At 73.8% G+C, this 22,954-nt stretch carries 16 protein-coding genes; 13 read left to right on the top strand and 3 right to left on the bottom strand.

Annotated features, from left to right (window positions below; translation table 11 throughout):
• The first annotated feature begins 191 nt into the window (after positions 1–191).
• From gltB to ACIQVI_RS11775, 7 genes are all read left to right on the top strand, one after another.
• The gene (gltB, locus tag ACIQVI_RS11745; RefSeq protein WP_403594091.1) at positions 192–4,754 is read left to right on the top strand and encodes a glutamate synthase large subunit; all 4,563 of its coding nucleotides are present in this window, start codon (positions 192–194) and stop codon (positions 4,752–4,754) included.
• A complete protein-coding gene (locus ACIQVI_RS11750) occupies positions 4,747–6,207 on the top strand; it encodes a glutamate synthase subunit beta (RefSeq protein WP_121831843.1) in 1,461 nt (486 codons plus the stop codon). The genes gltB and ACIQVI_RS11750 overlap by 8 nt, the downstream gene beginning before the upstream one ends.
• 168 nt (positions 6,208–6,375) lie before the next feature.
• Positions 6,376–7,095 (top strand): VWA domain-containing protein, encoded by a 720-nt coding sequence (locus tag ACIQVI_RS11755; RefSeq protein WP_403594095.1) that lies wholly within the window; start codon positions 6,376–6,378, stop codon positions 7,093–7,095.
• A gap of 52 nt (positions 7,096–7,147) precedes the next feature.
• On the top strand, positions 7,148–7,531 hold the full coding sequence (locus ACIQVI_RS11760; RefSeq protein WP_403594098.1) for a VOC family protein: 384 nt from the start codon (positions 7,148–7,150) through the stop codon (positions 7,529–7,531).
• 65 nt (positions 7,532–7,596) lie between these two features.
• Positions 7,597–8,115 (top strand): pyridoxamine 5'-phosphate oxidase family protein, encoded by a 519-nt coding sequence (locus tag ACIQVI_RS11765; RefSeq protein WP_403594101.1) that lies wholly within the window; start codon positions 7,597–7,599, stop codon positions 8,113–8,115.
• 329 nt (positions 8,116–8,444) lie between these two features.
• The gene (locus ACIQVI_RS11770; protein ID WP_403594104.1) at positions 8,445–10,088 is read left to right on the top strand and encodes a DEAD/DEAH box helicase; all 1,644 of its coding nucleotides are present in this window, start codon (positions 8,445–8,447) and stop codon (positions 10,086–10,088) included.
• A gap of 186 nt (positions 10,089–10,274) precedes the next feature.
• The gene (locus ACIQVI_RS11775; protein WP_403594106.1) at positions 10,275–10,709 is read left to right on the top strand and encodes a ribonuclease domain-containing protein; all 435 of its coding nucleotides are present in this window, start codon (positions 10,275–10,277) and stop codon (positions 10,707–10,709) included.
• A gap of 10 nt (positions 10,710–10,719) precedes the next feature.
• Here ACIQVI_RS11775 and ACIQVI_RS11780 read toward each other — a convergent pair whose 3' ends face one another.
• Together ACIQVI_RS11780 and ACIQVI_RS11785 are read right to left on the bottom strand one after the other, a co-directional pair.
• Positions 10,720–12,198, bottom strand: coding sequence for an ankyrin repeat domain-containing protein (locus tag ACIQVI_RS11780; protein WP_351973277.1), 1,479 nt, complete (start codon positions 12,196–12,198; stop codon positions 10,720–10,722).
• Positions 12,199–12,273: 75 nt separating this feature from the next.
• Entirely contained in the window at positions 12,274–13,158 is an 885-nt protein-coding gene (locus ACIQVI_RS11785) for a hypothetical protein (RefSeq protein ID WP_403594110.1), read from the bottom strand.
• A gap of 178 nt (positions 13,159–13,336) precedes the next feature.
• Between ACIQVI_RS11785 and ACIQVI_RS11790 the strand changes: the two genes are divergently transcribed.
• Positions 13,337–14,107: a trypsin-like serine protease gene (locus ACIQVI_RS11790; RefSeq protein WP_121830268.1), complete on the top strand. Its 771-nt coding sequence runs from the start codon at positions 13,337–13,339 to the stop codon at positions 14,105–14,107.
• 124 nt (positions 14,108–14,231) lie between these two features.
• Here ACIQVI_RS11790 and ACIQVI_RS11795 read toward each other — a convergent pair whose 3' ends face one another.
• Positions 14,232–16,031, bottom strand: a complete 1,800-nt coding sequence (locus tag ACIQVI_RS11795) for a beta-galactosidase family protein (RefSeq protein WP_403594112.1) — start codon at positions 16,029–16,031, stop codon at positions 14,232–14,234.
• Positions 16,032–16,174: 143 nt separating this feature from the next.
• Here ACIQVI_RS11795 and ACIQVI_RS11800 point away from each other — a divergent pair, with 143 nt between their 5' ends.
• The 5 genes from ACIQVI_RS11800 (at position 16,175) to ACIQVI_RS11820 (ending at position 22,950) form a co-directional block, all read left to right on the top strand.
• Positions 16,175–17,062, top strand: a complete 888-nt coding sequence (locus tag ACIQVI_RS11800; RefSeq protein ID WP_351973280.1) for an AraC family transcriptional regulator — start codon at positions 16,175–16,177, stop codon at positions 17,060–17,062.
• 11 nt (positions 17,063–17,073) lie between these two features.
• Positions 17,074–17,415 (top strand): chorismate mutase, encoded by a 342-nt coding sequence (locus ACIQVI_RS11805; RefSeq protein WP_403594115.1) that lies wholly within the window; start codon positions 17,074–17,076, stop codon positions 17,413–17,415.
• A gap of 123 nt (positions 17,416–17,538) precedes the next feature.
• Positions 17,539–20,025: an aminopeptidase N gene (gene pepN, locus ACIQVI_RS11810; protein WP_403594118.1), complete on the top strand. Its 2,487-nt coding sequence runs from the start codon at positions 17,539–17,541 to the stop codon at positions 20,023–20,025.
• A gap of 130 nt (positions 20,026–20,155) precedes the next feature.
• On the top strand, positions 20,156–21,541 hold the full coding sequence (locus ACIQVI_RS11815; protein ID WP_403594122.1) for a pyridoxal phosphate-dependent decarboxylase family protein: 1,386 nt from the start codon (positions 20,156–20,158) through the stop codon (positions 21,539–21,541).
• Entirely contained in the window at positions 21,538–22,950 is a 1,413-nt protein-coding gene (locus ACIQVI_RS11820; protein ID WP_403594125.1) for a lysine N(6)-hydroxylase/L-ornithine N(5)-oxygenase family protein, read from the top strand. The genes ACIQVI_RS11815 and ACIQVI_RS11820 overlap by 4 nt, the downstream gene beginning before the upstream one ends.
• Positions 22,951–22,954 lie beyond the last annotated feature (4 nt).

A 22,954-nucleotide genomic window follows, 5' to 3' on the forward strand; every position in this document is an offset into this window, starting at 1 on the left:
CGCGGGACAGTGCCTGTCGCCGCACCCCCAGGTGAACCAGTACCAGCGCCGCGTGTCCGCGGCGTCCGCATGTTGGAACGCGCTATCCGCTTCGCGAGAAGCCAGCCATCATGTAACCTGCACGAAATTTCGCGGAGGGCCAACGTCGTCCCTCGGCAGCTGCATATGCCACGACGACGACGGGAGAGCCGATGCGTTCCGACGCCTGGTCGCCCATGGACGGTCGCCCTGCTCCGCAGGGAATGTACGACCCCCGTAACGAACACGACGCCTGCGGTGTCGGGTTCGTGGCCACCCTCACCGGTGTAGCCAGCCACGCGCTGGTGGAGCAGGCGCTGACCGTACTGCGCAACCTCGAGCACCGCGGCGCCACCGGCGCCGAGGCCGACTCCGGTGACGGCGCGGGCATCCTGCTCCAGGTCCCGGACGCCTTCCTCCGCGAGGTCGCCGGATTCGAGCTCCCCGAGGCCGGCGCGTACGCCGTCGGCATCGCCTTCCTCCCCGAGGACGGCATCGACGCCGCCGTCGCGAAGATCGAGGGCATCGCCGCCGAGGAGGGCCTGAACGTCCTCGGCTGGCGCGAGGTCCCCGTCGCCCCCGAGCTGCTCGGCGCCTCCGCCCGCTCCACCATGCCGGTCTTCCGCCAGCTCTTCGTGGCCGACGGACAGAACACCGGCATCGCGCTCGACCGCAAGGCCTTCGTCCTGCGCAAGCGCGCCGAGCGCGAGGCCGCGACCTACTTCCCGTCGCTCTCCGCCCGCACCCTCGTCTACAAGGGAATGCTGACCACCGGCCAGTTGGAGCCCTTCTTCCCGGACCTGTCGGACCGCCGCTGCGCCACCGCCGTGGCCCTGGTCCACTCCCGGTTCTCCACCAACACCTTCCCGAGCTGGCCGCTGGCCCACCCGTACCGCTTCGTCGCCCACAACGGTGAGATCAACACCGTCAAGGGCAACCGGAACTGGATGACCGCCCGCGAGGCCCAGCTCGACTCCGACGTCTTCGGCGACGGCTCCCTGGACCGGATCTTCCCGATCTGCACCCCGGACGCCTCCGACTCGGCCTCCTTCGACGAGGTCCTGGAGCTGCTCCACCTCGGCGGCCGCTCCCTGCCCCACGCGGTCCTCATGATGGTCCCGGAGGCGTGGGAGAACCACGAGACCATGGACCCGGCCCGCCGCGCCTTCTACCAGTACCACTCCACGATGATGGAGCCCTGGGACGGCCCGGCCTGCGTCACCTTCACCGACGGCGTCCAGGTCGGCGCGGTCCTCGACCGCAACGGTCTGCGCCCCGGCCGCTACTGGGTCACCGACGAGGGCCTCGTCGTCCTCTCCTCCGAGGTCGGCGTCCTCGACATCGACCCCGCCAAGGTCGTCCGCAAGGGCCGCCTCCAGCCCGGCAAGATGTTCCTCGTCGACACCGCCGAGCACCGCATCGTCGAGGACGACGAGATCAAGGCCGCCCTCGCCGCCGAGAAGCCCTACGCGGAGTGGCTGGAGACCGGCGAGATCGAGCTCTCCGACCTCCCCGAGCGCGAGCACGTCGTCCACACCCACGCCTCGGTCACCCGCCGCCAGCAGACCTTCGGCTACACCGAGGAAGAGCTCCGCGTCATCCTCGCCCCGATGGCCCGCACCGCCGGCGAGCCCCTCGGCTCCATGGGCACGGACTCCCCGATCGCGGCCCTGTCCGCCCGCCCGCGGCTCCTCTTCGACTACTTCACCCAGCTCTTCGCGCAGGTCACCAACCCGCCGCTGGACGCCATCCGCGAGGAGCTCGTCACCTCGCTGCGCTCCTCCCTCGGCCCCCAGGGCAACCTGCTCGACCCGACCTCCGTGTCGTGTCGCAGCGTCACCCTGCCCTTCCCGGTGATCGACAACGACGAGCTGGCCAAGCTCGTCCACATCAACGCCGACGGCGACATGCCCGGCATGAAGGCCGCGACCCTCTCCGGCCTCTACCGGGTCTCCGGCGGCGGCGACGCCCTCGCCGCCCGCATCGAGGAGATCTGCGCCGAGGCCGACACCGCCATCGACGGCGGCGCCCGCCTCATCGTCCTCTCCGACCGGCACTCCGACGCCGAGCACGCCCCGATCCCCTCGCTGCTGCTCACCGCCGCCGTCCACCACCACCTCATCCGCACCAAGCAGCGCACCAAGGTGGGCCTGCTCATCGAGGCCGGCGACGTCCGCGAGGTCCACCACGTCGCCCTGCTCATCGGCTACGGCGCCGCCGCCGTCAACCCGTACCTCGCCATGGAGTCCGTCGAGGACCTGGTCCGCGCCGGCACCTTCATCGAGGGCCTGGAGCCCGAGCAGGCCATCCGGAACCTGATCTACGCCCTCGGCAAGGGCGTCCTCAAGGTCATGTCCAAGATGGGCATCTCCACCGTCGCCTCCTACCGCGGCGCCCAGGTCTTCGAGGCCGTCGGCCTCGACGAGACCTTCGTCGCCACGTACTTCAACGGCACCGCCACCAAGATCGGCGGCGCCGGCCTCGACGTCGTCGCCAAGGAGGTCGCCGCCCGCCACGCCAAGGCGTACCCCGCCTCCGGCGTCCCCTCGGCGCACCGCGCCCTGGAGATCGGCGGCGAGTACCAGTGGCGCCGCGAGGGCGAGCCGCACCTGTTCGACCCGGAGACCGTCTTCCGCCTCCAGCACGCCACGCGCAACAAGCGGTACGACATCTTCAAGAAGTACACCGACCGGGTGAACGAGCAGTCCGAGCGGCTGATGACCCTCCGCGGCCTCTTCGGCTTCGCCTCCGAGGGCCGCACCCCGATCCCCCTCGACGAGGTCGAGCCCGCCTCCGAGATCGTCAAGCGCTTCTCCACCGGCGCCATGTCGTACGGCTCCATCTCCAAGGAGGCGCACGAGACCCTCGCCATCGCCATGAACCAGCTGGGCGGCAAGTCCAACACCGGCGAGGGCGGCGAGGACCCGGACCGCCTGTACGACCCGGCGCGCCGCTCCTCCATCAAGCAGGTCGCCTCCGGCCGCTTCGGCGTCACCAGCGAGTACCTGGTCAACGCCGACGACATCCAGATCAAGATGGCCCAGGGCGCCAAGCCCGGCGAGGGCGGCCAGCTGCCCGGCCACAAGGTCTACCCGTGGGTCGCCAAGACGCGTCACTCGACGCCCGGCGTCGGCCTGATCTCCCCGCCGCCGCACCACGACATCTACTCCATCGAGGACCTGGCCCAGCTGATCCACGACCTCAAGAACGCCAACCCGGTCGCCCGCATCCACGTGAAGCTGGTCTCCGAGGTCGGCGTCGGCACGGTCGCCGCCGGCGTCTCCAAGGCCCACGCGGACGTCGTCCTCATCTCCGGCCACGACGGCGGCACGGGCGCGTCCCCCCTGACGAGCCTCAAGCACGCGGGCGGCCCCTGGGAGCTCGGCCTCGCCGAGACCCAGCAGACCCTGCTGCTCAACGGCCTGCGCGACCGGATCGTCGTCCAGACCGACGGCCAGCTCAAGACCGGCCGCGACGTCGTCATCGCCGCGCTGCTCGGCGCCGAGGAGTTCGGCTTCGCCACCGCGCCGCTCGTCGTCTCCGGCTGCGTCATGATGCGCGTCTGCCACCTCGACACCTGCCCGGTCGGCATCGCCACCCAGAACCCGGTCCTGCGCGACCGCTTCTCCGGCAAGGCCGAGTACGTCGTCAACTTCTTCGAGTTCATCGCCGAGGAGGTCCGCGAGCTCCTCGCCGAGCTGGGCTTCCGCACCCTCGAAGAGGCCGTCGGCCACGCCGAGCTGCTCGACACCAGCCGCGCCGTCACCCACTGGAAGGCCCAGGGCCTCGACCTGGAGCCCCTCTTCCACGTGCCGGACCTCCCGGAGGGCGCGGTCCGCCACGCCCTGGTCGAGCAGGACCACGGCCTGGAGAAGGCCCTCGACAACCAGCTGATCCAGCTCGCCGCCGAGGCCCTGAACGCCCCCTCCGCCGAGGAGGCCCAGCCGGTCCGCGCCCAGGTCGCCATCCGCAACATCAACCGCACGGTCGGCACCATGCTCGGCCACCAGGTCACCAAGAAGTTCGGCGGCGCCGGCCTCCCGGCCGACACCATCGACATCACCTTCACCGGCTCCGCCGGCCAGTCCTTCGGCGCCTTCCTGCCGAAGGGCGTGACCCTCCGCCTGGAGGGCGACGCCAACGACTACGTCGGCAAGGGCCTCTCCGGCGGCCGCGTGATCGTCCGCCCCGACCGGGGCGCCGACCACCTGGCCGAGTACTCCACCATCGCGGGCAACACCATCGCGTACGGCGCGACCGGCGGCGAGCTGTTCCTCCGCGGCCGCACCGGCGAGCGCTTCTGCGTCCGCAACTCCGGCGCCCTCGTCGTCTCCGAGGGCGTGGGCGACCACGGCTGCGAGTACATGACCGGCGGCACGGCCGTCGTCCTCGGCGAGACCGGACGCAACTTCGCGGCCGGCATGTCGGGCGGCGTCGCCTATGTGATCGACCTCGACCGGGACAACGTCAACTCCGGGAACCTGGGAGCGGTCGAGACCCCGTCGGACGCCGACGCGGCCTGGCTGCACGACGTCGTGCGCCGCCACCACGAGGAGACCGGCTCCACGGTCGCCGAGAAGCTCCTCGCCGACTGGGACGCCGCCGCGGCCCGGTTCAGCAAGATCATCCCCACCACGTACAAGGCAGTGCTCGCCGCCAAGGACGCCGCTGAGCTCGCCGGTCTCTCCGAGGCCGAGACCACCGAGAAGATGATGGAGGCGGCGACCCATGGCTGATCCGAAGGGCTTTCTCACCACCGGCCGCGAGGTCGCCCGGACCCGTCCCGCGGCCGAGCGCGTCCGCGACTGGAACGAGGTCTACGTCCCCGGCTCCCTGCTGCCGATCATCAGCAAGCAGGCCGGCCGCTGCATGGACTGCGGCATCCCGTTCTGTCACAACGGCTGCCCCCTCGGGAACCTGATCCCCGAGTGGAACGACTACGCCTACCGCGAGGACTGGTCGGCGGCGCAGGAGCGCCTGCACGCCACCAACAACTTCCCGGAGTTCACCGGCCGCCTCTGCCCCGCCCCGTGCGAGTCGGCGTGCGTGCTCGGCATCAACCAGCCGGCCGTCACCATCAAGAACGTCGAAGTCTCCATCATCGACAAGGCCTGGGACGGGGGCGACGTCAAGCCGCAGGTGCCCGAGCGCCTCTCCGGCAAGACCGCCGCCGTCATCGGCTCGGGCCCGGCCGGGCTCGCCGCCGCCCAGCAGCTGACCCGGGCCGGCCACACCGTGGTCGTCTACGAGCGCGCCGACCGCATCGGCGGCCTGCTGCGCTACGGCATCCCCGAGTTCAAGATGGAGAAGCGGCACATCAACCGCCGCATCGAGCAGATGCGCGCGGAGGGCACCAAGTTCCGCACCGGCGTCGAGGTCGGCCGCGACATCACCGCCACCGACCTGCGCAAGCGGTTCGACGCGGTCGTCATCGCCGCCGGCGCCACCACCGCCCGCGACCTGCCCGTCCCCGGCCGCGAGCTGAACGGCATCCACCAGGCGATGGAGTACCTGCCGCTCGCCAACAAGGTCGTCGAGGGCGACTTCGTGGCCCCGCCGATCACCGCCGAGGGCAAGCACGTCGTCGTCATCGGCGGCGGCGACACCGGCGCCGACTGCGTCGGCACCGCCCACCGCCAGGGCGCGGCCTCGGTCACGCAGCTGGAGATCATGCCCCGCCCCGGCGAGGAGCGGAACCCGGGCCAGCCCTGGCCGACCTTCCCCATGCTGTACAAGGTCACCTCGGCGCACGAGGAGGGCGGCGAGCGGGTCTACTCCGTCTCCACCACCCACTTCGAGGGCGACGAGGACGGCAACGTCCAGTTCCTCCACCTCGTCGAGGTCGAGTTCGTCGAGGGCAAGCTGACCCAGAAGCCGGGCACGGAGCGCAGGATCCCCGCCCAGCTCGTCACCCTCGCCATGGGCTTCACCGGCACGGACGTCCAGAACGGCCTGGTCGCCCAGTTCGGCCTGGAGCTCGACGAGCGGGGTAACATCGCCCGTGACGCGGACTTCGCCACCAACGTCGACGGCGTCTTCGTCGCCGGCGACGCCGGCCGCGGCCAGTCGCTCATTGTCTGGGCCATCGCCGAGGGCCGCTCCGCCGCCCGCGGCGTGGACCGCCACCTGACCGGCGCCAGCTCCCTGCCGGCCCCGATCCGCCCGACGGACCGTGCCCTGACGGTCTGATCCCACCGGATCACCCCCTGAACGTCCCGTACAACGACGTACGGAACTGAGCGCGGCGCCCCCCGACCTGTCCCCGACCGGACGACTGGGTGGGCGCCGCGGCGCGTCCGGACGCTGCCGTACGCTCGACCGCACGCCGGACACGGCGACGTACGAGGGGGAGCAGCCATGGCACTGAGCCTGCGGAAGGTCGAGGAGGCCGCGCCCGCGCTCGTGAGTCTCTACAAGTCGGCGGGGGAGTCGCTGCGGCGGCACGGGATCGACGGGCAGCGGGCCGCCGTGTACCTCGTCGTCGACTACTCGGGCTCGATGAAGCCGTACTACAGGAGCGGTGCCGTGCAGGCGCTCGCCGACCGGGTGCTCGGGCTCTCCGCGCACCTCGACGACGACGGGCGGGTGCCGGTGGTGTTCTTCTCCACCGACGTCGACGCGGAGACCGAGATCCGGCTCGACGACCACGAGGGGCGGATCGACCGGATCGTCGCCGGGCTCGGGCACATGGGGAAGACCAGCTACCACCTGGCCATGGACGCGGTCGTCGACCACTACCTGGACAGTGGGGCGACCGACCCCGCGCTCGTGGTCTTCCAGACCGACGGCGGGCCGATCAACAAGCTCGCCGCCGAGCGGTACGTGTGCAAGGCCGCCCGGCTGCCGCTCTTCTGGCAGTTCATCGGGTTCGGCGATCCCGACAGCCGGCAGTTCGACTTCCTGCGGAGGCTGGACGAGCTGGACGTCCCGGGGAGACGGCCCGTCGACAACGCCGGGTTCTTCCACGCCGGGAAGGACCCCGACCGGCTCCCGGACGGCGAGCTGTACGACCGGCTCGTCTCCGAGTTCCCGGTGTGGCTCGCCGCCGCCCGGGCCCGGGGGATCGTCCGGGAGTGAGGGGGCCGGAAACCGGTGGCCGTCCTCCCGGCCCGGCGGGGATCATGGCGCCATGAGCTCTCTCGTACGCCACGTGACCATCGACTGCGCCGACGCCTACGCCCTCGCCTCCTTCTGGGCCCGGGTCCTCGACTCCAAGCTCTCCGACGACGACGAGCCGGGGGACCCGGAGGCGCTCGTCGAGTCGTCCGGGGCCTCCCTCCTCTTCATCCAGGTGCCCGAGCCGAAGGCCGTGAAGAACCGGGTCCACCTCGACCTCCAGCCGCAGGACCGCACCCGCGACGAGGAGGTCGAGCGGCTGATCGGCCTCGGCGCGACCCTGCTCGACGACCGCCGGAACCCGGACGGCACCGGCTGGGCGACCCTGGGGGACCCCGAGGGGAACGAATTCTGCGTCGAGCGCAGCCGGGCGGAGCGCGAGGCGACCACCGCCTGACCCCGGTACGAGGGGGCAAAGAAAACCGGACAGGAGATGTCGGGTTTCGCGTGTTCCCTGGAACCATGGAAGACAGCGGAACCACCTGGCCGGCCTTCGAGGCCGCCGAACCCGACCTCGCCGCGACCGTGCGGGAGCGCTTCGGCCAGTACACCCACCACGTCCTCGCCACCCTCCGGAAGGACGGCTCGCCGCGCCTCAGCGGCATCGAGGCGGACTTCCGCGACGGCGAACTGCGGCTCGGCATGATGCCGCACTCCCGCAAGGCGCTCGACCTGCGCCGCGACCCCCGGTTCGCGCTGTTCGCCAACCCCGGGCCCGGCACCGGCATGGGCGGCGGGGACGTCCGGATCTCCGGGAGGGCGGTCGAGGTCACCGACCCCGGGACCCTGGAGCGGTACTCCGCCGGGGTCGGGGTGCCCCTGCCCTTCCACCTCTTCCGGGTGGAGCCGGCCGAGGTCGTGCGGACGTGGGTGGACGGCGAGGAGATCGTCCTCCGCAGCTGGGTCCCGGGCCGACCCGCCCGGACCGTCCGGCGCGGCACCGACGACGCGCCGCCCCGCCGGGACGCCCCCGGCCTGTGAGGTGAGCCACGTCGCGGGCGGCTGGGCTGGGCCGATCCGTCCGGGCATCGGGCGGGCGGGGCGGGAAGGTCCCGGGGCGCACTATTGTTCCGGTAGAGACGACCGGAGCCGCAGCGCGCGCCCCGGCGGCAGAAGCAGGAACAGAAGCAAGAGCAGAAGCAGGACACGGCCGGGACCCGCACGGGGTGTCCCGGCAGCACAGACAGCCCGGAGCCGTACCACGCGCTCCGGACAGAGCAGCCGGGGCCCGTACCGCGCAGGTACGGGCCCCCGCTGCGCCGCGCACCCGGCCAGAAGGGCTCGGCGGCGCACCGGCCAGAAAGGCACGAATGACCCGCTCCGAGCGCCCCCACAAGCGCGGCCCCCGCACCGCGCAGGCGAAGTCCACGTCCCAGCCGAAGGCCCCCCGCGGCGGCCGCCGTCCCGCCGCGCCCCCGCCGCCGAGCGAGTTCACGCCGCCGGTGTCGGTGACGCCCGCGCTCCCCGCCGTGGACTCCTTCGCCGACCTCGACATGCCCGAGGGCCTGCTGCGGACCCTCGGTGAGCAGGGCGTCACGGAGCCGTTCCCGATCCAGGCCGCCACCCTGCCGAACTCGCTCGCCGGACGCGACGTGCTCGGCCGCGGGCGCACCGGCTCCGGCAAGACCCTCGCCTTCGGCCTCGCCCTGCTCGCCCGCACCGCGGGCCGCCGCGCCGAGCCGGGCGCGCCGCTCGCGCTCGTCCTGGTGCCCACGCGCGAGCTCGCCCAGCAGGTGACCGACGCCCTCACCCCGTACGCCGGGGCCCTGCGGCTGCGGATCACCACCGTCGTCGGCGGCATGTCGATCAGCCGGCAGTCCTCCGCGCTGCGGCGCGGCGCCGAGGTGCTCATCGCCACCCCCGGCCGCCTCCACGACCTCATCGACCGGGGCGACTGCCGCCTCGACCAGGTCGCCGTCACGGTCCTCGACGAGGCCGACCAGATGGCCGACATGGGCTTCCTGCCACAGGTCACCAAGCTCCTGAAGCAGGTCGAGCCGGGCGGCCAGCGGCTGCTGTTCTCGGCCACCCTCGACCGGAACATCGACCGCCTGGTCAAGATGTTCCTCGACGACCCGGTCGTGCACTCCGTCGACCCCTCGGCCGGCGCGGTCACCACCATGGAGCACCACGTCCTGTACGTGGCCGACGAGACCGACAAGAAGGCCGTCACGCTGCGGATCGCGGCCCGCGACGGGCGCACGATCCTCTTCCTCGACACCAAGCGGTCCGTGGACCGGCTGGTCAAGCGGCTCCTCGCCAACGGCGTACGGGCCTCCGGCCTGCACGGCGGGCGCTCGCAGCCGCAGCGCAACCGGACCCTGGACCAGTTCAAGAACGGCCAGGTCACCACCCTCGTCGCGACGAACGTGGCGGCCCGCGGCATCCACGTCGACGACCTCGACATGGTCGTCAACGTCGACCCGCCGATGGACCACAAGGACTACCTCCACCGGGGCGGCCGCACCGCCCGCGCCGGCGAGTCCGGCAGCGTCTTCACCCTGGTCCTGCCCGACCAGAAGCGCGACATGGGCCGCCTGATGTCGAACGCGGGCATCAACCCCCGCACGGCCCGGATCAAGTCCAGCGACGAGGAGCTCGCCGAGCTCACCGGCGCCCGGGAGCCCTCGGGCGTCCCGGTCGTCATCGAGACCCCGCAGCCGACCCCGCCCCGCAAGCCCGCCGGATCCGGCGGCAGCGGGGGCAGCGGCAGTGGTGGCGGTCGCCGCCGCCGTCGCCCGGCCGGCTCCGGGAGCACCGGAACCGCCGCCGCCACCGGCTCGGCCCGCGCCACCGGCACGGGTACGGCCGGGGGCCGGGGCTCCGGCACGGGCCGGGGCGCGGGCACCGGCCGCGCCGCCGCCCCCGCCGCCGGAACCGCCCGCGGCGGGCGCCGCACGGCGGGCACGGGCCGCCCCCGCGGTCCCCGCCAGCGGCCCTCCGAGAACACGTAACGCCGGTACGGGCGTACGGATCCGGGCGCGGGCGGTGTCGTGACGACGGCACCGCCCGCGCCCGTCTCGTCTCCGTAGGTCCCGTCTTCACAGGTCCCGTACGTTCGCGGGCGAGTGGTTAACGTCCGGGGAATTGAAGGCCGTCGGGGTTCCCGGGCGGGGTCTACGCGCATCATCATCGCCCTCATGCGCATCCCCCCTCGATTCACCCTCGCCGGCGGTGTCGCCACCGCCCTCCTCTCCTCCCTCCTCCTCGGCGCCCCGGCCACCGCCGCGCCGGCCCCCACGCCCGCCCCCGCGTCCGCCGCCGTCTCCGCCCGCGCCGTCGTCGCGGCCGTCGGGGAGATCTGCTCCTCCGCCCTGCCCTCCCAGGCCCACACCACCCTGAGCCTGATCGACGCGGGCGGCCCCTTCCCGTACAGCCAGGACGGGTCCGTCTTCCAGAACAGGGAGGGCATCCTGCCCGCCCGCGCCTCCGGGTACTACCACGAGTACACGGTGAAGACCCCGGGCTCCCCGAACCGCGGGGCCCGCCGGATCGTCACCGGGAACGCGACGCGGGAGGACTACTACACCGCCGACCACTACGCCTCGTTCGACCGGATCGACCACGACTGCTGACGGGCGTCCCTCAGGTGCGGCGCGGGGTCGTCCACTCCAGCCGGGTCCTGACCCGGGGGTCCCGGACGTGTTCGAGGGCGGCGAGCGCCGTCTCGCGCGCCGCGCCGTCCGCCTCCCCGTCCGCGAGGACCGCCGCGAGCGCGTCGACGGCGCGCGGATCCTGGCGGATCGCGAGCCCGCGCGCCGCCTCCGCCGCCGTCTCCGGATCGGGGTCGGCGAGCCGCTCGGCCAGCCCCTCCCGTACGAGCGGGGTGTCGTCGGGCAGTTCGGCGAGCGCGAGCGTGGCCCAGTCCCGCACCCGGGCGTCGCCGTCCCTGCTCAGCGCGAGCAGCACCCCGAGGGCCTCGACGTGCCCGGCCGGAACGATTCCGGCCAGGGCCCCGGCGACGGCCCGCCGCACCACCGCGTCGGGATGCCCGGCGGCCGCGAGCAGTTCGGGCACGGCCGCCGGGTCCGCGCACGCCCCGAGCGCCGTCACCACCGACAGGACGGGCTCGCGCGCCGGGCCCCCGGCGTTCGACGGTTCCGCCGCGAGCCGCCGCAGGACCGGCAGGGCGCTCGGGGCGAAGCCCGGCAGGGCCCCCAGGACCCGCGCGCCGAGCGCCCGCCGCAGCGGGTCCCGGTAGGCGCACCAGCCGGCCGCCGCCACGAACGTCTCCTCGTCGGCCCGGCCCGCCAGTTCGGCCACCGCCGTCGTCCAGTCGTCGAGCCCGGGGTCGCCGCAGCGCAGCGCCCGCGCCGCCAGCTCCTCGGCCGGGGTGCGCAGACCGAGCGAGGCCTCCAGGAGCGTGGCGATCGCCGCGTGCCCGGTCTGGCGGTCGTCGCCGCGCCCGGGGGCGCCGTTCTCCCGCAGCAGCTCCACGACGACCGTGATCCCGCCGTCCTCCCGGACCCGGCGGACCACCGCCTCGTACGTCTCCCCGCCCTCGTTCCCGGCGACGAGCCCGCGCCGCAGCTCGGCCGCGATGTCGGCGCCGATCCACCGCCGCGCCTCCCGCAGCGCGGCCTCCCCGCCGCCCGCCCCGTGGTCGAGGAGCGCCCGCACGCAGCCGGTGGAGCCGCGCCGGGCGGCGGCGAGGAGCGGGCCGACGCCGTCGGGGCCGGGCCGGTCGGGGTCGGCGCCGTGCTCCAGGAGGAGCCGCGCGATGTCGGCGTATCCGAGCCGCAGGGCCCAGGCGAGGGCCGTGAAGCCGTACGCCTCCTCCTGGTCGGCCCGCGCGCCCGCCGCGAGCAGCGCCCGTACCGTCCCGGTGTGCCCGCAGCAGGCCGCCCCGCACAGCGGCAGGTCGCCGTCCTCCTCGCCGCTGCCCCGGCCGGGGTCCGCCCCGGCGGCGAGCAGCACCCGTACGATCCCGTCCTCGCCGCCGACGGACGCCAGGTACAGGGCGCTCTCCCCGTCCTGCCGCTCCTCGGGGTCGGCCCCGTCCCTCAGGGCCCGTACGGCCCCGTTCTCGTCCCCGGCCCGGATCGCGTCGAACAGCGTGCTCATGCACCGACCCTGACCCGCCGTCGGCACATGGCGCAAATCGATTGCCGGAGGGGCCCCGGGGCCGGGGGCGCGGTTTCAGGCCGCGCACTCCAGGACCGCGGCGCACACCCCGCACCGGACCCGCAGGGTCCGCCCGGCCGGGATCCGCAGGCGCTGGCGGCAGACCGGGCAGGGGAAGGAGACGCGGGCGGCGGGCGCCCCGCCGTCGAAGGCGTACGGGGCGTCCCCGCCGGCCCGGCCCCGGCGCCGCTCCCAGGCGTACCGGCCGCGCTCGATCCGGCCCGCCGCGGCGAGCGGCGGCGCCGTCCGCTCCCGGGCGGCCTCCGCCCGGCCCCGCACCCACGCCTCGTACGCCACCTGGCTGGTGAACCACGGCGACGGGTCCTCGCCGAACGCCTCGGCCCGCTTGGCGAGGACGTAGCCGAACTCCTCCGGGGTCAGATAGCCGAGCTTCTGGTGCTCGACGCCGTCCTCGCGGTACGCGTCGAGCAGCAGCCAGCCGGCGCCCAGGTAGGCGGTGACCACGTCGGTGAGGATCTCGTTCTCGGCGGTGCGGGGGAAGCGCAGGTCGAGCCGGTGCAGCAGCACGTGGGTGATCTCGTGGGCGAGGACCGCGCCGATGTCCCGGCGGCGGGTCCGGAAGCGCTCGTTCACCTCCACGAAGTACTCCGGTCCGGGCGCGAGTTCGACGGTGCCGGCGTGCTCCATCCGCCGGAAGCTCACCACCATCCGGGCCTCGGGCAGCCGCAGGTGCCGGACCAGGGCGCCGGCCACCCGCTGGGTGCCCAGGTGCAGGTCCTCGTGGTCGCCGAGGGCCACGTCGGCGGCGGTCACGCTGGTCGGCCAGCGGCGCACGCCGTCGGGGGAGAGGCGGCGGTAGAGCGCGGTGAGCGAGGCCCCGACCGCGGCCCGGTGCGGAAAGCCGTGGACGACACGGTCGGGCTCTTGGCGGTGCGGCATACCGGATCCCCCCTCCCGCCCACTGTACGGTCCCTCACATCGCGGCTGGCCGAAAAGGCTTCCTTGTGACGGCGGTTGAGCGCTGTTCATAATGCGGACCACGCCTTGACGGGCGCATGTCATGAGCCGTCGAGGTCGACCCCCCACGAGAGAAGGCAGATACGTGAAGAAGAACAGAATGGTCCGCGCGCTCCAGAAGCTGGCCGCCGCCGGCGCCGTCGTCCTCGCGGCCGTCAGCCTCCAGCCCACCACCACCGCCTCCGCCGCCCCCGCCCCCGTCGTCGGCGGCACCCGCGCCGCCCAGGGCGAGTTCCCCTGGATGGTCAGGCTCTCCATGGGCTGTGGCGGCTCGCTGATCAGCCCGCAGGTCGTCCTCACCGCCGCCCACTGTGTGAGCGGCTCCGGCAACAACACCAGCATCACCGCCACCGCCGGAGTCGTGGACCTCCAGAGCGGCAGCGCCATCAAGGTCAAGTCGACCAAGGTCCTCCAGGCCCCCGGCTACAACGGCAAGGGCAAGGACTGGGCCCTCATCAAGCTCGCCAGCCCCATCACCTCCCTGCCCAACCTGAAGCTCGCCGAGACCACCGCCTACAACACCGGCACCTTCACGGTGGCCGGCTGGGGCGCCGCCCGCGAGGGCGGCGGCCAGCAGCGCTACCTGCTCAAGGCGAACGTCCCGTTCGTCTCCGACGCCTCCTGCAAGGCCTCCTACGGCAACGAGCTCGTCCCCGCCGAGGAGATCTGCGCCGGTTACGCCCAGGGCGGCACCGACACCTGCCAGGGCGACTCCGGCGGCCCGATGTTCCGCAAGGACAACGCCGGCGCCTGGGTCCAGGTCGGCATCGTGAGCTGGGGCCAGGGCTGCGCCCGGCCCAACTACCCCGGCGTCTACACGGAGGTCTCGACCTTCGCCGCCGCCATCAAGTCCGCCGCCGCCACGCTGTAGCGGCACCCCGTGAACGGGCGCTCCGGGGCGGCCTCGGCCCCGGAGCACCCCACCCGTACACCGGGCCGGTGTGGGCCGGCCCGGTGTGCACGCGCCCCGCTCGCTCGTCTTATTCGGTGTGCGGTCACAGGACGTCGAGCTCGACCCCGGTCCCCGCGTCCCCCTCCAGCTCAAGCACCCACACCTCGTTCGCCCCCTCCCGCAGCACGGGACCCGGCACGAACAGCGCCTCCTGCGGGCCCGCCGACCAGTAGCGGCCCAGGCAGAAGCCGTTCACCCACACGAAGCCCCGGGTCGCCCCCGGCAGCCGCAGCACCGCGTCCCCCGCGCCCGCCACGTCGAGCGTCCCGCGCAGGAGCCCCGGCCCGGAACCGGCCTCCCCAGCGCCGGCCTCCCCGGAACCGGCTTCCCCGGCGCCGACCTCCTCGAACGGCACCTTCCCGACCGCCGCCGCCCCGAACGCGTCCAGCCGCAGCGCCCGCGCCCGTACCCCGTGCAGGTACTGCCGCTCGTGCCGTACGCCCCCGGTGATCCCCTTCGGCTCCGCCAGGCGCGGCCCGTAGTTGACCCGGCCCAGGGACTCCACCCACAGGTCCACCACCGCCGGACCCGCCACCGGCTCAGCGAGGACCACGTCCTCCCCGGCCCCCGTGTCCAGGACCCCCGCGAGGACCCCGTCCACGTACGCCACCGCCCGGTCCCGCAGCCCCGTCACCCCCAGCGGGTACGGCTGCCGGGGCCCCGGCACCGCCAGCCGGTAGCGGACCAGGCCCCGGTCCACCCCCAGCTCCTCGAAGGTCGGCGGCACCCCCGCCACCACCTCCTCGTCGCCGAGCACCTCCAGGACCGCGTCCAGCGCCGCCCACCCCCCGAAACCGGCCCGCACCGGCGCCGCGAGCCGGGCCGGGGGCTCCGGCACCTCCGGCAGCGGCCCCTCCGCGTACTCCGCGAGGACCTCGCGGAAGCGCCAGAACTTCTCCGTCGGCCGCCCCGCCTCGTCCACCGGCGCGTCGTAGTCGTACGAGGTCACCGTCGGCCGCAGCGGACCGTCGTGCAGCTCCCCGTCCCGGTTCGCCCCCGCCCAGCCCCCGAAGTTCGTCCCGCCGTGCGCCATGTACACGTTGACCGAGGCTCCGCACTCCAGGACCTCCCGCAGCGCCGCCGCCGCGTCCGCCGCGTCCCGCACCGCGTGCTCCGTGCCCCAGTGGTCGAACCAGCCGCACCAGAACTCCATGCACATCAGCGGCCCCGACGCCCGGTGCCGCCGCAGCGTCGCGAACCCCTCCCGCGCCCCCGAGCCGAAGTTCGCCGTCGCCAGCACCCCCGGCACCGACCCGCCCGTCAGCATGTGGTCCTCCGGGCCGTCCGAGGTGAACAGCGGCACGACCACCCCGCACTCCCGCAGCAGCCCCGCCAGCCACTCCAGGTACACCCCGTCGCTGCCGTAGCTCCCGTACTCGTTCTCCACCTGCACCAGGACCACCGGACCGCCCCGGTCCACCTGCCGCTCCACCACCTGCGGCAGCAGCCGCCGGAACCAGGCCTCCACCGGCGCCAGGAACTCCGGGTCCCGGGTCCGCACCCGCCGCCCGAGCGGCCCGGTCAGCCAGTGCGGAAGCCCGCCGTTCTCCCACTCGGCGCAGATGTACGGCCCCGGGCGCACGATCGCCCGCATCCCCGCCCGCCCCACCGCGTCCAGGAACCGGCCGAGCGCCGCCACGTCCCCGTACCGGCCGGGCTCCGGCTCGTACAGGTTCCACGGGACATACGTCTCGACGCAGTCCAGGCCCATCGCCCGCAGCATCCCCAGCCGGTGCTCCCAGTGGCCCTCGTGCACCCGGAAGTAGTGCAGTGCCCCCGACAGCAGCCGCACCGGCCGCCCGTCGAGCAGGAAGTCCTCGTCACCCACAGCGAACGTGCTCATGGGCACCACCTCACCCCCTGGCGGGGAACCCGTCCATGGACAAAGATCGTCGCAGTTTGGACGTTAGGGCCCGTCCGGCGGATCGGGGTCGGACAGGCCCCGGGCCCGCCCGCACGAGGCCCCGGGGAAGGGGCACCACCGGCATGTACCACACCTGGATGCGCTACTTCACGCCCAGCCCCGTCCACCACCGCCTCGGCCTCGTCTGCCTCGGCGTCGGACTCCAGCACGGCACCCTGCCCACCGTCGGGCCCCGCACCCTCGACCACCACGTGGCCGTCGTCGTCTCCGCCGGAGCCGGCTGGTACCGGGGCGCCGACGGGCGGCGCACCGCCGTCACCGCCCCCGCCCTGATCTGGCTCACCCCCGGCACCCCCCACCACTACGGCGCCGACCCCGGCACCGGCTGGGACGAGGCCTTCGTCGACTTCTCCGGACCCGCCGCCGCCACGTACACCGAACTCGGCTACATCGAACCGGACCGGCCCGTCGTCCCCCTCTCCGACGCCGCCCCCGCCCGCGCCGCCATCGCCCGGATCGCCCGCGCCGCCCGGCCCGGCAACCCCCTCCTGGAGGTCGAGACCGGCGCCGCCGTCCACGAACTGCTCGTCGCCCTGCGCCGGGCCCGCGCCGACACCAACGCCGACGGCGACCCCGTCCTCGCCGCCCTCGCCCGCGACGCCTTCCAGCCGCTCTCCGTCGCCGAACACGCCGCCCGCCACGGCATGACCCCCGCCGAACTGCGCACCGCCGTCCGCCGCGCCGCCGGGTGCAGCCCCAAGGACTACCTGCTCACCGTCCGCCTCGGCCGCGCCAAGGAACTCCTCGCCGCCACCGAGCTGCCGGTCTCCGCCGTCGCCCGGCGCGTCGGCTACGACGACCCCGCCTACTTCTCCCGGCTCTTCACCCGCCGGGTCGGCACCGCCCCGATCCGCTTCCGCGAACAGCAGGGGCGGTCCGTGCCCGGCGGCTGGAGCAACCGCGTCCCGGATCCCGAACACCCGCCGACGATCCCCCCGCGCTCCGTCTAAGCTCGCAGGTCATGAGCGATTCCACCCCGAACCCGGCCACCGAAGAAACCCAGGCCGCCGACGCGGCCGTCCGCGCCGAGCTGACCCGGCTGCGCGACAGCATCGACAACATCGACGCCGCGGTCGTCCACATGCTCGCCGAGCGCTTCAAGTGCACCCAGCAGGTCGGCGTCCTCAAGGCCGAGCACCAGCTCCCGCCCGCCGACCCCGCCCGCGAGGCCCGCCAGATCGCCCGCCTGCGGGAACTCGCCGAGAGCGCGAAACTGGACCCGGCCTTCGCGGAGAAGCTCCTGAACTTCATCATCGCCGAGGTCATCCGCCACCACGAGACGATCGCGGACGGAACGCGCTGACAGAACGGGCTGACAGAACGCGCTGACGGAACGCGCCGGAGGAGAGCCCCAGCAGGTCACGCCCCGGCAAGGTTCTCCCCGCACCCCTGCCGACGGCCCCGGGCATCGGGCAGCATAGGGCCCATGTCCGTACTGACGCGCGACGAAGCGCAGACCCGTGCCCAGCTCCTCGACGTCCACCGCTACCTGGTGGACATCGACCTCACCACCGGCGCAGAGACCTTCGAGTCCACCAGCACCGTCCGATTCACCGCCCGCGCCGCCGGGGACACCTTCGTCGAGCTCAAGCCCGTCACCCTGCACTCCGCCACCCTCGACGGAGAGCCCCTCGACCCCGCCGCCCTCGACGGCAACCGGCTCCCCCTGAGCCTCACCGAGGGCGAGCACGAGCTGCGCGTCACCACCACCATGCGCTACTCCCGCACCGGCGAGGGGATGCACCGCTTCACGGACCCCAGCGACGGCGAGTCCTACGTCTACACCCAGCTCTTCATGGAGGACGTCCAGCGCGTCTTCGCCGCCTTCGACCAGCCCGACCTCAAGGCCGTCTTCGAGGTCGCCGTCACCGCCCCCGACGGCTGGACCGTCCTCGCCAACGGCATCACCGAACGGCAGCCCGACGGCACCTGGAAGGCCGCCCCCACCCCGCTGCTCTCCACCTACTTCGTCTGCGTCGCCGCCGGCCCCTGGCACTCGATCCGCACCGAACACGCCGGCCTGCCCTTCGGCATCCACTGCCGCCGCTCCCTCGCCGCCCACCTCGACGCCGACGCCGACGAGATCCTCGCCGTCACCAGGGCCTGCTACGACCGCTACCACGAGAAGTTCGACGAGCCCTACCCCTTCGACTCCTACGACCAGGCCTTCGTCCCCGAGTTCAACGCCGGCGCCATGGAGAACCCCGGCCTCGTCACCTTCCGCGACGAGTTCGTCTTCCGCTCCGCCGTCACCGTCACCGAGCGCCAGACCCGCGCCATGGTCATCGCCCACGAGATGGCCCACATGTGGTTCGGCGACCTCGTCACCCTCCGCTGGTGGGACGACATCTGGCTGAACGAGTCGTTCGCCGAGTACATGGGCTACCAGACCGTCAACGAGGCCTGCTCCGACCTCTTCCCCGACACCTGGGTCGACTTCGGCGTCACCCGCAAGGCCTGGGGATACGAAGCCGACCAGCGGCCCTCCACCCACCCCGTCGCCCCCGACCCCGAGGCCGTCCCCGACACCGCCTCCGCCCTCCTCAACTTCGACGGCATCTCCTACGCCAAGGGCGCCTCCGCCCTCCGCCAGCTCGTCGCCTGGCTCGGCGAGGAGGACTTCCTCGCCGGCATCAACATCCACTTCAAGCGGCACAGGTTCGGCAACGCCACCCTCGCCGACTTCATCGACAACCTCGCCGCCGCCACCGACCGCGACGTCCACGGCTGGGCCGAACAGTGGCTCCGCACCACCGGCGTCGACACCCTCGCCCCCCGCCTCGACGGCGAAGGCCTCCACTGGAAGCTCACCGTCGACCGCGACGGCGCCCGCCCCCACCGCATCTCCGCCGGCCTCTACGACCGCGACCCCTCCGGCGACCTCGTCCTGCGCGAACACCGCGCACTCGACGTCCCCCAGGACGCCCCCGCCGAACTCACCGGCCCCCGCCCCGCCCTCGTCGTCCTCAACGACGGCGACCTCACCTACACCAAGCTCCGCTTCGACGAGACCTCCGCCGAATCCGCCCTCAACGGCCTCTCCCGCATCCCCGACCCGCTCACCCGCGCCGTCGTCTGGAACGCCCTGCGCGACATGGTCCGCGACGGCGACCTCGCCCCCGTCGAATACCTCGCCGTCGCCGGAGCCCACCTCACCGAAGAGACCGAACTCGCCCTCGTCCAGGGCGTCCTGGCCTTCGCCCGCCACCAGATCGCCGACCACTACGTCTCCGCCGACGAACGCCCCGCCGCCCTCGCCACGATCAGCGGGATCGCCCGCGCCCTGCTCCGCCGCACCGAGGACGGCGAAGCCCCCGGACTGCGCCTCACCGCCGTCCGCGCCTTCGTCGACAGCGCCACCACCCCCGACAAGATCGCCTCCTGGCTCGACGAGGGCACCGTCCACGGCGGCCCCGAACTCGACCCCGAACTCCGCTGGCGCATCCTCGCCCGCCTCGCCGTCCTCGGCGCCACCGACGAGCCCGCCATCGCCGCCGAACTGGAACGCGACCCCAGCGCCACCGGCCGGGAAGGCGCCGCCCGCTGCCGCGCCGCCCTCCCGACCCCCGAGGCCAAGGCGGCCGCCTGGTCCGCCCTCTTCGACTCCGACGACCTCTCCAACTACCTCTTCACCGCCACCGCCCAGGGCTTCTGGCAGCCCGAACAGGCCGACCTCGTACGGGAATACGTCCCCCGCTTCTACGAGGCGGCCGTCGCCCTCGCCGACCGGCGCGGCCCCGCCATGGCCGAAGCCGCCGGACGCCACGCCTTCCCCGCCCACGCGGTCGACGCCGACTCCCTCGCCCTCGGCGAACACCACCTGGCCGACACCCCCATGATCCCCGCCCTCCACCGCAAGCTCGTCGACCAGCTCGACGACCTCCGCCGGGCCCTGAAGGTCAGGGAAGGCTGAGCCGGACGCGGTGCGGGGACCCCCGGTCCCCGCACCGACCGCCCCCGAAACACCACCCCGTGTCCCCCGTTCGGGTCACGCCCCCGCACTCTCCGGACAAACCCCCGCACCCCCCGGCACCCTGTCGTCCATGCGTGCCGCACCCCCACCCCTCGCCGGAGGCGCCCCCGGCGCCGACGCCCTGCGGCCCCTCCTGGGCGCCGTCCTCGACGCCCTGCGCACCGGCGCCGAGGAACGCGGCGGCCCCCTCCCCGCCGGAGGACCCGAGGCCGTGGCACGCCGCACGGCGGCACTCGGAGCCGTACTCCCCGAGACCGGCACCGGCCCCGACGAAGCCCTCCGCACCCTCGTCCACACCCTCGCCGCCGGCGCCGCCGACCCCGCCGACCCGCTCTGCGCCGCCCACCTCCACACCCCGCCCCTCGCCCTCGCCGCCGCCGCCGACCTGGCCGCCTCCGCGCTCAACCCCTCCATGGACTCCTGGGACCAGGCCCCCGCCGCCTCCGCCCTCGAAACCCTCGTCACCACCGCCCTCGCCGCCGAGATCCACCCCCACGCCCCCCACCCCGACGCCCTCGTCACCACCGGCGGCACCGAGTCCAACCAACTCGCCCTCCTCCTCGCCAGAGAACGCCACACCGGGAAAGACCCCGTCCGCACCGTCGTCGGCGCCAACGCCCACCACTCCTTCCGGCGCGCCGCCTGGCTCCTCGGCCTCCCCGCCCCCGTCGTCGTCCCCACCCCGCACGGCACCCTCGAACCCCGAGCCCTGCACGCAGCCCTGACCGCCACCCCCGGCCCGCTCCTCGTCGCCGCCACCGCCGGCACCACCGACGAAGGCCTCGTCGACCCCCTGCCCGTCCTCGCCGACGTCTGCGCCGCCCACGGCGCCGACCTCCACGTCGACGCCGCCTACGGCGGCCCCCTCCTCTTCAGCCGCACCCACCGCCGGCTCCTCGACGGCCTCGACCGCGCCCGCACCGTCACCGTCGACCTGCACAAACTCGGCTGGCAGCCCGCCGCCGCCGGACTCCTCGCCGTCCGCGACACCACCGACCTCGCCGCCCTCGCCCACACCGCCGACTACCTCAACGCCGACGACGACACCGACGCCGGCCTCCCCGACCTCCTCGGCCGCTCCCCGCGCACCACCCGCCGCCCCGACGTCCTCAAGGCCGCCGTCACCCTCCGCGCCCTCGGCCGCACCGGACTCGGCGCCCTCGTCGACACCTGCATGGACCTCGCCCAGGACCTCGCCGACCGCATCGAGAAGACCCCCGGCCTCGACCTGCGCGCCCGGCCCGTCCTCACCACCGTCCTCTTCCGCCCCCACGGCGCCGACGACACCACCGTCGCCACGATCCGCCGCACCCTCCTCACCGGAGGCCGGGCGGTCCTCGGCCGGGCCCGCGCCGACGGCCGCCTCTGGCTCAAGGCCACCCTCCTCAACCCCCACGCCACCCCCGGCGACCTGGACCAGCTCATCACCCTCGTGGAAGGCAGCGCGCACCGATGACCGCCAGCACCCCCGAACAGGACACCGACCGACCCCACGACCTCGTCGGCATCGGCATCGGCCCCTTCAACCTCTCCCTCGCCGCCCTCGCCCACGGCGTCCCCGGCGGCCTCTCCACCGCCTTCTACGAACAGCGCCCCGCCTTCCACTGGCACCCCGGACTCCTCATCGACGGCGCCACCCTCCAAGTCCCCTTCCTCGCCGACCTCGTCACCCTCGCCGACCCCGCCAGCCCCTGGTCCTTCCTCAGCTACCTGAAGAGCCGCGAACGCCTCTTCCCCTTCTACTTCGCCGAGAAGTTCCACATCCAGCGCGCCGAGTACGACGCCTACTGCCGCTGGGCCAGCGAACGCCTCCCCGGCCTCCACTTCGGCCACCAGGTCGACTCCGTCCGCTGGAACCCCGAACGCCGCCTCTTCGAAGTCGACTACACCCAGATCGACCCCGACGGCGAAGCCGAAGCCCTCGGCCGCTCCTACACCCGCAACGTCGTCCTCGGCGTCGGCACCGAGCCGTACGTCCCCGAACCCCTCCGGCCCCTCGCCGACGCCCCCGGCGTCCCCGTCGTCCACTCCGCCGACTACCTCACCCACCGCGAGACCCTCCTCGCCGCCGGACACGTCACCGTCATCGGCTCCGGCCAGTCCGGCGCCGAGATCTTCCTCGACCTGCTGCGCGCCCGCCCCGCCGGAGCCGAGGGCATCCACTGGCTCACCCGCACCGAGGCCTTCGCCCCCATGGAGTACTCCAAGCTCGGCCTGGAACACTTCACCCCCGACTACACCCGCTACTTCCACGCCCTGCCCGAACAGGTCCGCGACGGCCTCGTCCCCCGCCAGTGGCAGCTCCACAAGGGCATCGACGACGCCACCATCACCGCCATCCACGACGAGCTCTACCGCCGCACCCTCCACGGCGGCTGGCCCGACGCCGTCCTCACCCCCGGCGTCCGCGTCCGCACCGCCGGACGCGTCGCCACCACCCGCGTCGAACTCCACCTGGAACACGTCCAGCAGTCCGCCCGCACCCGCCTCACCACCGACGCCGTCGTCCTCGCCACCGGCTACCGCGAACGCCCCCTCGACCGCCTGCTCACCGGCCTCGACCCCTACGTCCGCCACGACTCCGCCGGACGCCCCCGGATCGACGAGCACTACCGCCTCGTCCTCGACCCCTCCGTCACCGGCGCCGTCCACGTCCAGAACGCCGAACGCCACACCCACGGCGTCGGCGCCCCCGACCTCGGCCTCGCCGCCTGGCGCAGCGCCACCATCCTCAACGCGATCACCGGCAAGGAGCCCTACCCCCTCCCGCGCCGCACCGCCTTCACCAGCTTCGGCCTGGAAGCACGAGAGGCGCCCGGCATCCCGGCCCAGGGCCGGAAGCTGACGCCCCTCGTCCAGCACTGACGCA

Origin of the sequence: Streptomyces sp. NPDC098101 (assembly GCF_044760185.1) — a bacterium.
Lineage (GTDB): Bacteria > Actinomycetota > Actinomycetes > Streptomycetales > Streptomycetaceae > Streptomyces.

Bases quoted from the DNA above. Each gene is read 5' to 3' on its own strand.
- ACIQVI_RS11765 (WP_403594101.1), top strand. From the start codon at position 7,597: ATGGAAGACAGCGGAACCACCTGGCCGGCCTTCGAGGCCGCCGAACCC.
- ACIQVI_RS11790 (WP_121830268.1), top strand. From the start codon at position 13,337: ATGGTCCGCGCGCTCCAGAAGCTGGCCGCCGCCGGCGCCGTCGTCCTC.
- gltB (WP_403594091.1), top strand. From the start codon at position 192: ATGCGTTCCGACGCCTGGTCGCCCATGGACGGTCGCCCTGCTCCGCAG.
- ACIQVI_RS11815 (WP_403594122.1), top strand. From the start codon at position 20,156: ATGCGTGCCGCACCCCCACCCCTCGCCGGAGGCGCCCCCGGCGCCGAC.
- ACIQVI_RS11785 (WP_403594110.1), bottom strand. From the start codon at position 13,158: ATGCCGCACCGCCAAGAGCCCGACCGTGTCGTCCACGGCTTTCCGCAC.
- ACIQVI_RS11755 (WP_403594095.1), top strand. From the start codon at position 6,376: ATGGCACTGAGCCTGCGGAAGGTCGAGGAGGCCGCGCCCGCGCTCGTG.
- ACIQVI_RS11805 (WP_403594115.1), top strand. From the start codon at position 17,074: ATGAGCGATTCCACCCCGAACCCGGCCACCGAAGAAACCCAGGCCGCC.
- ACIQVI_RS11770 (WP_403594104.1), top strand. From the start codon at position 8,445: ATGACCCGCTCCGAGCGCCCCCACAAGCGCGGCCCCCGCACCGCGCAG.
- ACIQVI_RS11795 (WP_403594112.1), bottom strand. From the start codon at position 16,031: ATGAGCACGTTCGCTGTGGGTGACGAGGACTTCCTGCTCGACGGGCGG.
- ACIQVI_RS11820 (WP_403594125.1), top strand. From the start codon at position 21,538: ATGACCGCCAGCACCCCCGAACAGGACACCGACCGACCCCACGACCTC.
- ACIQVI_RS11750 (WP_121831843.1), top strand. From the start codon at position 4,747: ATGGCTGATCCGAAGGGCTTTCTCACCACCGGCCGCGAGGTCGCCCGG.
- ACIQVI_RS11800 (WP_351973280.1), top strand. From the start codon at position 16,175: ATGTACCACACCTGGATGCGCTACTTCACGCCCAGCCCCGTCCACCAC.
- ACIQVI_RS11775 (WP_403594106.1), top strand. From the start codon at position 10,275: ATGCGCATCCCCCCTCGATTCACCCTCGCCGGCGGTGTCGCCACCGCC.
- ACIQVI_RS11760 (WP_403594098.1), top strand. From the start codon at position 7,148: ATGAGCTCTCTCGTACGCCACGTGACCATCGACTGCGCCGACGCCTAC.
- ACIQVI_RS11780 (WP_351973277.1), bottom strand. From the start codon at position 12,198: ATGAGCACGCTGTTCGACGCGATCCGGGCCGGGGACGAGAACGGGGCC.
- pepN (WP_403594118.1), top strand. From the start codon at position 17,539: ATGTCCGTACTGACGCGCGACGAAGCGCAGACCCGTGCCCAGCTCCTC.